This window comes from Mesorhizobium sp. M0088, from assembly GCF_040322895.1.
GTDB lineage: Bacteria > Pseudomonadota > Alphaproteobacteria > Rhizobiales > Rhizobiaceae > Mesorhizobium.
The window spans coordinates 94,038-107,646 of the sequence record NZ_JAMYUI010000009.1; the positions used below are offsets into that span (position 1 = coordinate 94,038).

At 62.8% G+C, this 13,609-nt stretch carries 14 protein-coding genes; 1 reads left to right on the plus strand and 13 read right to left on the minus strand.

The features are described 5' to 3' along the window. Nucleotides 1–11: 11 nt before the first annotated feature. The 6 genes from NKJ67_RS12950 to yajC form a co-directional block, all read right to left on the minus strand. The gene (locus tag NKJ67_RS12950) at nt 12–962 is read right to left on the minus strand and encodes a sterol desaturase family protein (protein ID WP_352581546.1); all 951 of its coding nucleotides are present in this window, start codon (nt 960–962) and stop codon (nt 12–14) included. Next, nucleotides 962–1,336 (minus strand): hypothetical protein, encoded by a 375-nt coding sequence (locus tag NKJ67_RS12955; RefSeq protein WP_352581547.1) that lies wholly within the window; start codon nt 1,334–1,336, stop codon nt 962–964. The genes NKJ67_RS12950 and NKJ67_RS12955 overlap by 1 nt, the downstream gene beginning before the upstream one ends. Nucleotides 1,337–1,471: 135 nt before the next feature. Next, nucleotides 1,472–2,314 (minus strand): phytoene/squalene synthase family protein, encoded by an 843-nt coding sequence (locus tag NKJ67_RS12960; RefSeq protein ID WP_352581548.1) that lies wholly within the window; start codon nt 2,312–2,314, stop codon nt 1,472–1,474. A 1-nt stretch (nt 2,315) separates the two neighbouring features. Beyond that, entirely contained in the window at nt 2,316–2,750 is a 435-nt protein-coding gene (locus tag NKJ67_RS12965; RefSeq protein ID WP_352581550.1) for an Mth938-like domain-containing protein, read from the minus strand. Continuing rightward, the gene (gene secDF, locus NKJ67_RS12970) at nt 2,725–5,274 is read right to left on the minus strand and encodes a protein translocase subunit SecDF (protein ID WP_352581552.1); all 2,550 of its coding nucleotides are present in this window, start codon (nt 5,272–5,274) and stop codon (nt 2,725–2,727) included. Before secDF ends, NKJ67_RS12965 begins: the two co-directional genes overlap by 26 nt. 51 nt (nt 5,275–5,325) lie before the next feature. After that, nucleotides 5,326–5,664: a preprotein translocase subunit YajC gene (yajC, locus tag NKJ67_RS12975; RefSeq protein ID WP_127270542.1), complete on the minus strand. Its 339-nt coding sequence runs from the start codon at nt 5,662–5,664 to the stop codon at nt 5,326–5,328. A 276-nt stretch (nt 5,665–5,940) separates the two neighbouring features. Between yajC and NKJ67_RS12980 the strand changes: the two genes are divergently transcribed. Beyond that, entirely contained in the window at nt 5,941–6,816 is an 876-nt protein-coding gene (locus NKJ67_RS12980; protein ID WP_352581553.1) for an ATP-binding protein, read from the plus strand. Nucleotides 6,817–6,915: 99 nt separating this feature from the next. Here NKJ67_RS12980 and NKJ67_RS12985 read toward each other — a convergent pair whose 3' ends face one another. The 7 genes from NKJ67_RS12985 to NKJ67_RS13015 all read right to left on the minus strand — a co-directional run bounded on the left by NKJ67_RS12985 (nt 6,916) and on the right by NKJ67_RS13015 (nt 13,470). Next, nucleotides 6,916–8,424, minus strand: a complete 1,509-nt coding sequence (locus NKJ67_RS12985; RefSeq protein WP_352581554.1) for a peptidoglycan DD-metalloendopeptidase family protein — start codon at nt 8,422–8,424, stop codon at nt 6,916–6,918. A gap of 192 nt (nt 8,425–8,616) precedes the next feature. Next, a complete protein-coding gene (locus NKJ67_RS12990; protein WP_352581555.1) occupies nt 8,617–9,270 on the minus strand; it encodes a protein-L-isoaspartate(D-aspartate) O-methyltransferase in 654 nt (217 codons plus the stop codon). After that, nucleotides 9,267–10,025, minus strand: coding sequence for a 5'/3'-nucleotidase SurE (gene surE / locus NKJ67_RS12995; protein ID WP_023812184.1), 759 nt, complete (start codon nt 10,023–10,025; stop codon nt 9,267–9,269). Before surE ends, NKJ67_RS12990 begins: the two co-directional genes overlap by 4 nt. Beyond that, nucleotides 10,025–11,329, minus strand: a complete 1,305-nt coding sequence (gene serS / locus NKJ67_RS13000; protein ID WP_352581556.1) for a serine--tRNA ligase — start codon at nt 11,327–11,329, stop codon at nt 10,025–10,027. The genes surE and serS overlap by 1 nt, the downstream gene beginning before the upstream one ends. A 196-nt stretch (nt 11,330–11,525) precedes the next feature. Further along, nucleotides 11,526–12,401 (minus strand): twin-arginine translocase subunit TatC, encoded by an 876-nt coding sequence (tatC, locus tag NKJ67_RS13005; protein WP_127320714.1) that lies wholly within the window; start codon nt 12,399–12,401, stop codon nt 11,526–11,528. Continuing rightward, a complete protein-coding gene (tatB, locus tag NKJ67_RS13010) occupies nt 12,398–13,219 on the minus strand; it encodes a Sec-independent protein translocase protein TatB (protein ID WP_256747577.1) in 822 nt (273 codons plus the stop codon). The genes tatC and tatB overlap by 4 nt, the downstream gene beginning before the upstream one ends. Nucleotides 13,220–13,248: 29 nt before the next feature. Continuing rightward, complete coding sequence (locus NKJ67_RS13015; protein WP_023812188.1) at nt 13,249–13,470, minus strand: twin-arginine translocase TatA/TatE family subunit; 222 nt, start codon at nt 13,468–13,470, stop codon at nt 13,249–13,251. Between the last annotated feature and the right edge of the window lie 139 nt (nt 13,471–13,609).

The window sequence follows — 13,609 nt, forward strand, 5'->3', positions numbered from 1 at the left end:
CGATGGAACAGCTATTCAGCCGGCTCGACCCTCGTTGCCGGCAATCCCGGCTTCCCCGCTTCGCTCGGATTTCGCCTGACATAGGCGGCCTTGAGACTCTCGGAGGTTTCGCGCGAGCCGTCATGGCTCCAGCCCGGCGGCTTGATCAGATAGTTCAGGCGATCGCTGAGCGAAAGACCTGGCGCAAAGGCATCTCGGAACATGCCGATCCACTCGTGAAAAGCCACCTTCAGCGGATTGAAGGTGCCGAGATTCCTGACGATGCCGTAGCGCGGCCGGTCTTCTTCCAGTTCCCCGACGAAGGTGCCGAACATGCGGTCCCAGATGACCAGCGTGCCGGCATAGTTGGCATCGAGATAGCGCGGATTGGTGGCGTGGTGGACGCGGTGGTGTGAGGGCGTGTTGAAGACGAACTCGAACCAGCCCCACATCTTGCCGATGGTCTCGGTGTGGATCCAGAATTGCCAGACCAAATTGAAGCCGAAGGTGAAGGCAATCACCGCGGGGTGGAAGCCGAGCAGCACCGCCGGCGCCTGCAGCACGAACATGAAGGTGAACAGGCCCGTCCAGCTCTGCCGCAGCGCCGTCGACAGATTGTAGTGCTGGCTGGAATGGTGGTTGACGTGTTCGGCCCACACCCAGCGCACCCGGTGTGCGATGCGGTGATAGACATAGTAGCGCAGATCATCGAGCAGGAAGGCGGCAAGGAACACCCAGACCGACAGGCCGAGATTGAAGACGCGGAATTGCCAGAGCCACAGCAACGCCCAGTAGGACACGACGCCAAGCAGCAGCCCGGCAACGACATTGCCGGTGCCCATCATCAGGCTCGTCAACGTGTCACGCGTTTCGAACGAACCCCTGGCGCGGCCGGTGCGCACCAGCCAAAGCTCGATCAGGATCGCGACAACGAAGAACGGGATGGCCAGCTGGGTGACCTGCGGAAAATTGTAGCTGTCCATCACGCGGCCTGCCTGGCGGAATTTGAATGTTGCGGCTCAAGCGCTTCGAGCAAGCCTTGCGCATCCACTGCGCTGGCAAAGCGGAAGCGGCCGCCCTTCCAAGTGAAATCGGCGAGCCGGAACGAGACCGTGTTCGCATCTTCGGCGTTCAAAACCGCGACATCTCGAGACGTGACGATGCGGGTCAAAAAGCAGTCGCCTATGCTGTGAACGATTCCGAAGCGCCCTCGCCCGATATCCAGAAACGCCGTCTTGGCATCCGCTGTCAGGCGGACCACCGTTGCGATCTCTTCGGGAAAATCCTCGGCGAATCGGCTCATTGCCTGATCGGCGTCGGCAAGCGTCGCCGTCTTGCTGCCGCCGGTGAAATGCACCGCCGCAACCGACAGCGCGATGCCAAAGGCAACGATCGCGACCAGTACAGGTAAGCTCATTGATCTCCTCCGGCCGGTCTGTTGTCTTCGGCAACAGTTTTGGCGCGGGACGTCTTAACATGATTGACGTTTACGTCAAAGTGCCGGCCAGCCCTTGCCCGCACGACGCAGCAACAGCCAGTGCCGGCGCAAGGCCGACAGCCGCGCAACACCATCAAGCGGCGAGCCATTCTCCATCTTGCCGAGATAGGCACGCGACAGGGCCAGCGGCAGGAATGCCGGGCGCAGCGAGACCGGAACAGCCGACGCGCCCTGTTCAAAGGCGGAAAGATGTTCCTGTGCCAGCGCGATCATCGCCGCCACCGCGCGTCTGGCGCCGGGTCCGCCGTCGCCGGCAACGAACTCCTGCGGCGACGATCCAGCTGCGGCCAGGATGTCGGCCGGGACAAAACACTGTCCGCGCTTGCGGTGCAGCGGCAGCAACAACAGCAGGCCGGTCATCGCCTGCGCGCAGCCTGCCCTGCCCGCCAGTTCGGCAAAGCGCGGCGCCTCGCCGGGATCGAGCACCATCGCCGCAAGCTGGATGAGTGCTGCGGCCGTCTCTCCGCAATAGCCTTCCAGATCGGTGCGCGACGGCATCGGGTCGTCGTAGAGGTCGAAGATGCGCGCATCGAGCATGTTCTCGAAGGCCGGCTTCGGCAGACCGAATGTCGCTATCGTAGCGTTCAAGGCTTCGGCAGTGGGATGGCCGGCGCCGGCCTCGCCGCCGGCGGCAATGACATCGCGCCACCATTGCAGCCGCACCTCGCCCGGCAGCGCCTCATGGATGCGATCGCGAATGCCTGCGATCTCGGCATTGAAGGCATAGAGCGAAAACAGCGGGGCGCGCTTGTCGGCCGGCGCGTAGAGCGCGGTCAGATAACGATCATGGTCGGCGACGCGCACCGCCTCCATGACGATTTCAGCGCTTCGAGACATGTCAATCGACGGCGATGAGCGCGGCGGCCACGGCGCGCTCTTCCGCCAGAAGGACATTGTAGGTCCGCACCGCGGCCCCCGTCGACATCGGGTCGGATGCAATGCCTGCGGCCTTCAGCGCGGCCCGCAGTGCCGCAGGCAACGGCCGGAGATCCCTGCCCATGCCGACCAGCAGGATCTCGACCTTGTCGGCCTCGGTCAGCACCCTGTCGAAATCCGCCACCGTCAGCACAAGGGGATCAGCCGGTTCCCAGCCATGGATGCCGGACGGCAGACACATGAGCGAACCGCGATGCGACATGTCGGCAAAGCGGAACCCGCCATTGCCATAGGCTTCGATCGGCGCGCGGCCTGGAAAATGCGCCTCGCGGATGACGATGCCTTTGCCGGTCACCGTTATACCCGGCGCGTCAGGTCGCGACCGCCTTGCCGCCATTGACCGGCTTCTCCTCGTCGGCCGTGGCCTGCGGCCGCAGCTTGAACAGGATCAGCAGCGGTGCGGCGATGAAGATCGACGAATAGGTGCCGAAGACGACGCCAAACAGCATGGCCATGGTGAACGAGCGGATCACCTCGCCGCCGAACAGAACCAGCGCCAGCAGCGCCAGGATCGTCGTCACCGATGTCAGCGTCGTTCTCGACAGCGTCTCGTTGATGGCGTTGTTCAGGAGTTGCGGCAGCGGCATGCGCTTGTATTTTCGCAAATCCTCTCGAACGCGGTCATAGACCACGATCGTGTCGTTCAGCGAATAGCCGATGATGGTCAGGATCGCCGCCAGCGATGACTGATTGAACTCCAGCCCGGTGATGACGAAGAAGCCAAGCGTCATGACCACGTCGTGCACCGTCGCCACGATGGCGCCGACCGCGAACTGCCATTCGAAGCGGAACCAGACATAGACCAGGATGCCGAGCAGCGCGATCAGCATGGCGATCGTGCCTTGCTTGGCGAGTTCTCCAGAGACGGTCGGTCCGACCACTTCGACGCGGCGGAAATCGTAATTGTCCTGCAGCTCGCCACGCACCTTGTCGATGACGGTCTGCTCGGCATTCTCGCCGCCATCCTGCGTGCCGACGCGGATCAGCACGTCGTTCGGCGTACCGAACTGCTGCACCTGGACTTCGCCGATGTTAAGTTCGGTCAGCCGCGCGCGGAGGTCGGCAAGATCGGCATTGCCGCTCTTGGCCTGCACCTCGATCAGCGAACCGCCCTTGAAGTCGATGCCGTAATTGATGCCGACGGTCATGAACAGCACCACCGACAGGATCGACAGTGCGCTGGAGAGCGTGAACGTCCAGCGACGGATGCCCATGAAGGGGATCTTGGTGCCGGGCGGAACGAAGGTCACCGGTGCCTTCGGCAATTCCTTCGGGCGAGCACGCCGCAGCCAGATCGAGACCAGCAGACGGGTGAAGGTGAAGGCGGTGAAGACGGTCGTCAGGATGCCGATGGCGTAGGTGATGGCAAAGCCCTTCACCGGCCCGGTACCGAGATAGAACAGCACCACGGTGGCGATCAGCGAGGTGATGTTGGAATCGACGATGGTCGCCAGCGCCTTGGTGAAACCGGTATCGATCGCCTGGATCACGGAGCGGCCGGCGCGTCGCTCCTCGCGGATGCGTTCGTAGATCAGCACGTTGGAATCGACCGCCATGCCGATGGTCAGCACGATACCGGCGATACCAGGCAAGGTCAGCGTAGCGCCAAGCAACGAGAGCACGCCGACGATCATCGCCACGTGCACCGCCAGCGCGATGTTGGCGAGGAAGCCGAGGAAGCCGTAGGCGACGAACATGAAGGCTACGACGAGGATAGAACCGATGATGCCGGCGACCTTGCCGGCATGGATCGAATCCTGGCCAAGGCCCGGACCCACCGTGCGTTCTTCGATCACCGTCAGCGTCGCGGGCAACGCACCGGCGCGCAGCAGCACCGCAAGGTCATTGGCGCTCTGGGCGGTGAAATTGCCTGAGATCTGGCCGGTGCCGCCGAGGATCGGCTCGCGGATCTGCGGCGCCGAAATCACCTGGTTGTCGAGGATAATGGCGAACAGCTTGCCGACATTTTGCGCCGTGGCCTGGCCGAAGCGCGCCGCCCCTTTCGAATCAAAGCGGAACGAAACCACCGGCTCGTTGTTCTGCGAATTGTATGTCGCCTGTGCGTCGACGAGGTTTTCGCCCGAGACGATGACGCGGTTCTCGATCAGATAGGGAACCGGCGGATCGTCCTGCGAATACAGCACCGACGAGCCGGCAGGCGGACGGCCATTGAGCGCGTCCTGCACCGGCATCGACTGGTCGACCATCTGGAAGGTCAGCTTGGCGGTCTGGCCGAGGATTTCCTTCAGCCTTTGCGGGTCCTGAAGACCCGGCACCTGGACAAGGATACGGTCGTCGCCCTGCCGCTGCACGATCGGTTCGGTTGTGCCGAGTTCGTTGACGCGGCGTTCGACCACCTCGATCGACTGCGTCAGCGCGGTCGACGTGCGGTATTTGATGCCGGCGTCGGTGACGTTGAACTTGAGCAGACCGGGCTCGGAATCGTCGAGCGTCATTTCCTGGACGGAGCCGCCGGTGAACAGGCCGGCGGCGACCGGATCGGTCAGCGTCTTCAGCGCCGTCTTGGCGGCATCGATCTGGGCGGGATCAGTGATGCGGACCTGCAGGGTCCGCCCCGTACCGGCAAGGCCGGTATAGCCAATCTTGGCGTCGCGCAGCAGCGTGCGGATCTCGTCGCGCGTCGTCTCCAGCCGATCCTTGATCAGATCGTTCTGGTTCATTTCCAGCAGGATGTGCGAACCACCCTGCAGGTCGAGGCCGAGCGTCATCTGCCGCTTCGGCACCCAGTTGGGCAGTTGCGCCAGCGTGCTGGCGGAGAACAGGTTGGGCGCGGCGAGGATCACTGTGATGGCCACGGCCACCCAGATCAGGATCATCTTGAAGCGCGAAAAATACAGCATATGGCGTCGTCCGTCAGAGCGTGTCCGCGGATCGCTCCGCCTAAAATTGGATTATTTCTTGGCGTTCTGGTTGGCCACCGGCTCGCCCTTGACGCGCACATCGGCGATCGTCGAGCGCAGCGCCGTCACCTTCAAGCCATTGCCGAGGTCGATCTCGAGCTCATTGTCGTCGATCACCTTGGTCACCTTGCCGACGAAGCCGCCGCCGGTGACGACCGTGTCGCCGCGACGGACAGCCGCCAGCATCTCGCCGCGCTTCTTCAGCTGCGTGCGCTGCGGCCGGATGATCAGAAAATACATGATCACGAAAATCAGGACAAATGGCAAAATGCTGATGAACATGTCTGGAGAAGCGCCGACGCCTTGGGCGTATGCCGGTGTCACGAACATCGAGGTACTCCTGAATTTTGAAAACAGCCGCCAATTTGGCGGCCCTTGAAATTTGGCCGGAATATAGTCGGTAAAGTTGTCAATGCAACTGCGCGGCCGGCCAAATCGGCTGCTTTTCCGGCCTGTTGAGCCGTGTTAGAGCATGATCGCGAAAAGCGCGAGCCGGTTTCCGCAAAAGATTATGCTCTAACAAAAGGTTGCGACCGGTTTTGTATCAGGCGGAATCGGGCAGCTTCACGCCCCCAGACATCAAAAACGCGAAAACAAAAGACAGTCATGACCGACAGCAGCATTGAAGCCCTGAACCAGAAACTCGACCGGCTGATCGAGGCGGTGAGCCGCCTTGCCCCGCCGCCGGTGCCCCAAACCGACCTCGGCGAGGCCGATTGTTTCGTCTGGCAGGCCGATCCGGGCTATCTGGAGCCGGTGCGCAAGGTCAATCGCGTCGACATCGACCTGATCCGTGGCGTCGACCGTGTCCGCGACATCCTTGTCGACAACACCGAACGCTTCGCCGCCGGGTATCCAGCCAACAATGTGTTGTTGTGGGGCGCGCGCGGCATGGGCAAATCGTCGCTGGTCAAGGCCGTGCATGCGCAGATCAACGCCAGGACCAAGTCCGACCTGCCGCTGAAGCTGATCGAAATCCACCGCGAGGACATCGACACGCTGCCGAAGCTGATGGGCCTGCTCAAGGCGGCCCCCTTCCGCTTCATCCTGTTTTGCGACGACCTCTCCTTCGACCATGACGACACCTCCTACAAATCGCTAAAGGCAGCGCTCGAAGGCGGCGTCGAGGGTCGGCCAGTCAATGTCATCTTCTACGCCACCTCGAACCGCCGCCATTTGCTGCCGCGCGACATGATCGACAATGAGCGCTCGACCGCCATCAACCCGTCCGAGGCGGTCGAGGAAAAAGTATCGCTGTCCGACCGGTTCGGGCTGTGGCTCGGCTTCCACAAATGTTCGCAGGACGAATATCTCGACATGATCGACGGCTATGTCAGGCACCATGGCCTTGTCATGGATCCCGAGCAACTGCGCGCCGAAGCACTGGAATGGGCGACGACGCGGGGCAGCCGCTCGGGCCGCGTCGCCTGGCAATTCACCCAGGATCTGGCTGGACGGCTCGGTAGACCGCTGAGGGACTAAGTCGGTGAAAAACAACTGAAAAAGCCCGCTCCTTGCGGAACGGGCTGAGCCGGCGGGCCGGACTGGAGGTAAGACGGCCCGCAAATTGCTTTTTTTCTTCTATTCGAGGTAACCCGAGGGATCGACCGGGGCGGAGTTCTTGCGCACTTCGAAGTGCAGCTTCGGCGAGTCCGTCGTGCCGCTCATGCCCGACAGCGCGATTTCCTGGCCGCGCTTGACCTTCTGGCCGCGCTGCACCTCGATCGAGCTGGCGTGGCCGTAGACGGTGACCAGGCCATTCTCGTGGCGCACCAGCACCGTGTTGCCGAATTCCTTGAGGCCGTCGCCGGCATAGATGACAACGCCGTTTTCGGCTGCCTTGACCGGAGTGCCAGAGGGTACGGCGATGTCAACGCCGTCTTTGCCGGAGCCGAAACCGGAGATCACGCGGCCGCGCACCGGCCAGCGCATCTTGCCGATGCCGGTGGCGTCCGGCGCGACGGCATCGTCGGCCTCGGCCTGCTGGATGACCTTCGAATCTTTCTTCGGCGGTGTGTAGGACGCCAGCGTTTCCGACGGCGTGGTCTTTGCCGCGGGCTGCGTCGTGGCCGTCGTCACCGGATCGACCTTGGCCGGCTTGGCGGCGGCGACGGTCGCGGTTCCATCGGCCGGCACCTTCAGGGTCTGGCCGATCTTGAGCAAGCCATCCTGCATGCCGTTGGCCTGCTTGATGGCAACGACGCCGACACCGGTCTTTCTGGCAATCGAAGAAAGCGTGTCGCCCGACTGGACCGTATAGGTGCCAGCTGCATTGGTCGCCTTGGCCGCGGCCACCTGCGGCTTCGGCTCCTTGGGCTGGCTCGCGGCGGCCGACGTGTCGACCTGAGCGGCGGACTTGCCCTCCCTAGGCTTCGGCTGCTGCGGCAGGACGGCGACCTTGTCCGGCGCAGTGGCCGGCAGGTTGTGCTTGGTGTCTTTCGCCGGCTTGGCGTCGGCGAGCTTCGGCTCGCTCTTGCTCGAATAGGCGTAGGCCGGGATGACCAGCTTCTGGCCGGTCTTCAGCCCCTTGGTCGCGCTCAGCCCGTTGACCTTCATGATCACGTCGGACGGCACCTTGTAGCGCTGCGCCAGGCCGCCGATCGTTTCGCCGTCCCTGACGACGATCTCGGTTGCATGCGGAGTGCCGGAAGCAGCCACGCGGGGTTCGTCAGGTTGCGAAACCTTGAAAGGCGACGCCGCCGGAGCAACGGTGCCGGTCGTGGTCCTGTCGACATGCGGTGCCGGGGCCAATGCGGTGCGCACCGGCTTCGATGCCGGCGCCTGCTGCGCTTGGGCAACGGGCGGCGGCAGCGGCCGCGTCGAGACCGGCTCGAGGCTGGAGCGGCTGACCGATTGTGTATGGCTGCCATCGATCGGAGCCGCGGCTACATCGCCCGGATAGGGCTGCTGTACGGCATCCTGCTTGCTGATGATGGCGCGCTGATTGTTGGTCGAGGATGTAAAGACGTCGTCGACGCCATTGAACCGCGAAACCTGGGAACTGCACCCCGCAGCAGCACCCGCGACCATCAGTATGGCGCAGCCTCGCGCCAGATTGCGACCGTTTGTCTTCAAAACACTGAGTTGCATCGCACTAACCCGCACATACCCGGTACAAACTAGGCATGATTAAAGCGCGTTAATGTTACTCGACGGTTAACCCCATGGAATCCGACGCAATTTTTCTTAAAATATTAGAGAGCGAGCTGAGGGGAGATTTTCAGGTCAGGCCAACCGGGGTCGAAGACGGGCGCGCGACGCAGCCGAACATCGACATACGGGCTAGATGATAGCGGCGACACCGCGCAGGATCGGCTGCAGGCGAACGAGGCCGATGTCTTCACGCTCGAAGCGGCTGCCGACCTTGGTCAGCTTGGCCAGCACCTGTTCGCCCTCTTCAGGGCCGATCGGAGCGATGACGATACCGCCGCTCGACAACTGGTCGAGCAGGAAGCGCGGCAGGCTGTCGAAGGCAGCCCAGGCGACGATGCGGTCAAATGGCCCTTCATTCGGCAGCCCGCCGGAACCATCGGTGTGGCGCACGATCACATTGCCGATGCCGAGCGCCTCGAAGCGCTGCCGCGCCTGCTCGGCGAGCGTCTTGTAGCGATCGGTGGTGATGACCCGCCCGGCCAGCCGCGACATCACCGCCGAGGTGTAACCCGAGCCCGTGCCGATCTCGAGCACGCGGTTGCCATGCTCGATGGCGAGCGCCGCGATCACCGCCGCCTGCATGTCGGCGCCTTCGATCGCCTCGCCGCATTCGATCGGCAGCATGCGGTCCGACCAAGCGATCTGATGGAACTGGGCCGCCAGGAAGCCGCGCCGCGGCGTCGCCTCGAAGGCAGCGATCAGCGCCTTCGGCACAGTCCCCCGGCCACGCAGGCGCAGCAGAAAGGCGGCAAAGCCTTCGCGATCATCGATCCCCTGGTTCATGCAAGCGCCTTGCTCAGCTGGTCACGGATTTCATGCGCGGTCAGATCGAGCTGCAATGGCGTCACCGACACCAGCCTGTTGCGCAAGGCGTAGAGATCGGTGCCTTGCTTGCCCTCGACCGGCTCGCCGCCGAAGCGCAGCCAGTAGTAAGGCAGGCCGCGCCCGTCGCGGCGCTCGTCGACCCACAGGGAGTGCACGAGCTTGCCTTGCGTGGTGACCACCGTGCCGGCGACCTCTTCGGGCGTGCAATTGGGAAAATTGACGTTGAGCAGCACGCCGTCCGGCAACGGCGTCGCGACAAGTTTCTTCAGCAGCGCCGGCGCCAGCACCTCTGTCGTCTCGTAGGGCACGACGCGATCTTCGCCGACATAGCTGTAGCCCTGGCTGAGCGCGATCGAGCGGATACCGAGCAGCGCGCCTTCCATGGCGCCGGCGACGGTGCCCGAATAGGTGACGTCATCGGCGATATTGGCGCCCGAATTGATGCCGGACAGGATCAGGTCGGGTGCGCCAGGCAGGATTTTCTTGACGCCCATGATGACGCAATCCGTCGGCGTGCCGCGCACGGCAAAATGCTTCTCGCCGATCTTGCGCAGCCGCAGCGGCTCCGAGATCGACAGCGAATGCGCGTAGCCGGACTGGTCCTGCTCGGGCGCCACCACCCAGACATCGTCGGACAGCGTGCGCGCGACCCGTTCGAGCGACGCCAGGCCCTCGGCATGAATGCCGTCGTCATTGGTCAGGAGGATACGCATTATTTCGCTTCGATCTTTTCCAGGCCGACCATGTAAGGCCGCAGCACTTCAGGAATGGTTACGCTGCCATCCTCGTTCTGGTAGTTTTCGATGACGGCGATGAGCGCGCGGCCAATGGCTGTGCCCGAGCCGTTGAGGGTGTGGACGAAGCGGTTGCCCTTGCCGTCTCTGTCCTTGTAGCGCGCGTCCATGCGGCGCGCCTGGAAATCGCCGCACACCGAGCAGGACGAGATCTCGCGATAGGCGTTCTGGCCGGGCAGCCAGACCTCGATGTCGTAGGTCTTGCGCGCGCCAAAGCCCATGTCGCCGGTGCACAGCGTCATGGTGCGGAACGGCAGGCCGAGCCGCTTCAGCACTTCCTCGGCGCATTGCGTCATCCGCTCGTGCTCGGCAAGTGACGATTCCTGGTCCGTGATCGACACCAGCTCGACCTTGTAGAACTGATGCTGGCGCAGCATGCCGCGCGTGTCGCGCCCGGCCGAACCCGCTTCCGAGCGGAAGCACGGCGTCAGCGCGGTGTAGCGCAGCGGCAGTTTTTCATGCGCGGTGATTTCCTCACGCACCAGATTGGTGAGTGGGACCTCGGCGGTGGGAATCAGGCCAAGCCTGCCCTCCCCGTGCGGCGTGAAGAACAGATCGTCCTCGAACTTCGGCAATTGGTTGGTGCCGAACAGAACATCGTCCTTGACCATCAACGGCGGGATGACTTCTTCGTAGCCATGTTCGGTCGTATGCAGGTCCAGCATGAACTGGCCGAGCGCACGTTCCATCCGGGCCAGTCCGCTTTTCAGCACCGTAAAGCGCGAGCCCGACAGCTTTGCCGCGCGCTCGAAATCCATCATGCCGAGCGCTTCGCCGATCTCAAAATGCTCCTTCACCCAGTTCGGCCGCGTCGGCACCTTGCCGACGAGGTGCTTGACGACATTGTCGTGCTCGTCCTTGCCGACAGGCACGTCGTCGAACGGCACATTGGGCAGCACCGCCAGCGCATCGGTCAGCGCCTTGTCGAGCTCGCGTTCGCGCGCCTCGCCGTTCTGGATGAAGACCTTGATCTCGCCGACTTCGGCTTTCAGCTTCTCGGCCAAGGCGGCATCGCCCGAACGCATGGCGTTGCCGATCTCCTTCGACGCGGCATTGCGGCGCTCCTGCTTGGTCTGCAGCTCGGTGACGTGCTCGCGCCGGGCCTCGTCCGAGGCGATCAGCCCGTCGACCATGGACTGCGCCTCACCGGCCGACCACGAGCGCTTCACCAGCGCCTCGACAAGGGCCTTCGGGTTGTCGCGAATCCATTTGATGTCAAGCATGGTTTGAAACGCTCCTGGGTAGCATGTCGCCCAAAAGTGCACAGCGATTTGGGACAACGACATGCTCAAAACAAAACTGAAACGCATCGCTTTGAGTGCGATGCGTTTCAGCCAGAGGGCGTAAACCGCATCCGAGATCGATGCAAGGGGACGGGGCGACGACTGTGTTTTTCCGCCGCTGCAGCCGCTCTGTCGCCTATGAGGAGGCAGGTGCCGGGGGCTCGTCCGGTGCTTTGTCCGCCACCTCTTCCGCCGCGTCCTGCTTCTCGCGTGCCACGCGCTGCTTTTCCCGATCGCGCTCGATCAGCCGGGCAGCCCAGATGGACACCTCGTAGAGAAGGATGGTCGGGATGGCCAGGCCGATCTGACTCATCGGATCGGGCGGCGTCAGTATCGCCGCGACGACGAAGGCAATGACGATCGCCCATTTGCGCTTCTCGGCCAGTCCCTTGGACGAGAGCATGCCGACCCGTGTCATCAGGCTGGTCACCACCGGCAGCTGGAACACCAGGCCGAAGGAGAAGATCAGCGTCATGATCAGGCTGAGATATTCCGACACTTTCGGCAGCAGCGAAATCTGCACCTGATCGTCGGTGCCGGCCTGCTGCATGGCGAGGAAGAACCACATCACCATCGGCGTGAAGAAGAAATAGACCAGCGATGCGCCCATCAGGAACAGGATCGGCGATGCGATCAGGAACGGCAGGAAGGCGTTGCGCTCGTTCTTGTACAGGCCGGGCGCGATGAACTTGTAGATCTGCGTGGCGATCAGCGGAAAGGCGATCACCATGCCGCCGAACATGGCGAGCTTGACCTGGGTGAAGAAGAATTCCTGCGGCGCCGTGTAGATCAGCTCGACCTTGTGCGGATCGAGCCCTGCCCATTGCGTCGCCCATTTGAACGGCACGACCAGGAGGTTGAACAGTTTCTTGGCGAAGAAGAAACAGACCAGGAAGGCAACGAAGAAGCCGCCCAGCGACCAGATCAGCCGCCGGCGCAACTCGATCAGATGCTCCATCAGCGGCGCCGACGATTTCTCGATCTCGTCCTTTTCGGTGTCCGAAACGCTCACTTGGCGGCTCCAGCCGTCTTCTTGGCCACCGGCTTCTTCACCGCTGCAAGCTTCGGTTCGGCTTTCGCCCCCATCTTGGTCGCTACAGTCTTGGTCGCTACAGTCTTGGCCGCGACAGCGTTGGCCGCAGCGGGCGTCTTGGCCCTGGGCGTTTCAGGCTGTGCCGTCGTCACGGCCTTCGCCGGCGTCTTGGACGCAGACGCTGCCTTCGCGGTGACTGTTTTCGCGGGCACAGGAGCCTTAGCGCCATTTGCCGAAGCTTTTGCAGCCGGCGTCGCTTTTGCCGGTGCAGGCTTGATTAGTTTCTTCGCCGCGGACGCCTTCGGCGCCGCAACGGGTTCCGCCGGCGCTGACGAGGTCACCACCGATTCGTCGGTCATTGCCGGAAAAACCGGCGCTGCTGGCGCTGCTTCCGGCCCGTTGACGCCAGGCATGGTCGTTGCACCGTTCTTCAACGGCTCGGCCGTTTGCGGGGTCGAAGCGACAGAGCTTGCCGGATCGGCTGCCGGCTTCGGCTTCATCGCCGCATCGACGCCGGAGCGAACGTCGGCCGCGGCCTGTTCGAACGGATTGAGCTGCTTCCTGATCTCAGCCATCGGGCTCATGCCCCTGAGCTCGTCGACGGACTTCTTGACGTCGTCGAGCTCGGCTTCCTTCAGCGCCTCGTTGAACTGTTTCTGGAAATCGGACGCCATGGCGCGCAGCTTCGCCGTCGTGCGGCCGAAGGTGCGCAGCATATTGGGCAAATCCTTGGGTCCGACGACCACGATCATGACGATCGCGATGACCAGCATTTCGGTCCAGCCGACTTCAAACATGGCACTCTGTTCCGACTAGAACCTTGGGCTCAGCTCTTGCTGGCTTTTTCCTTCGCGGCCGCAACGGTCTCGTCGGCACGATGTTCGACGGTGCGCTTGTCTTCGGCAACCTCGTCGTCGGCCATGCCCTTCTTGAAGCTCTTGATGCCCTTGGCCATGTCGCCCATCAGCTCGGGAATCTTGCCGCGGCCGAACACCAAAAGCACGATCACCAGCACGATCAGCCAATGCCAAATCGAAAATGAACCCATAGCAAATCTCTCTCGAATGTTTTCCCTGGCGATGATCTATGCGTTTTCGCGTTGGGATTCAAACACAACTGCGACAGAGTTTATGAAAGGGTGACGGATGTCACGCATTTTCGACGGGAACGCCCGCTACGAATCCGCG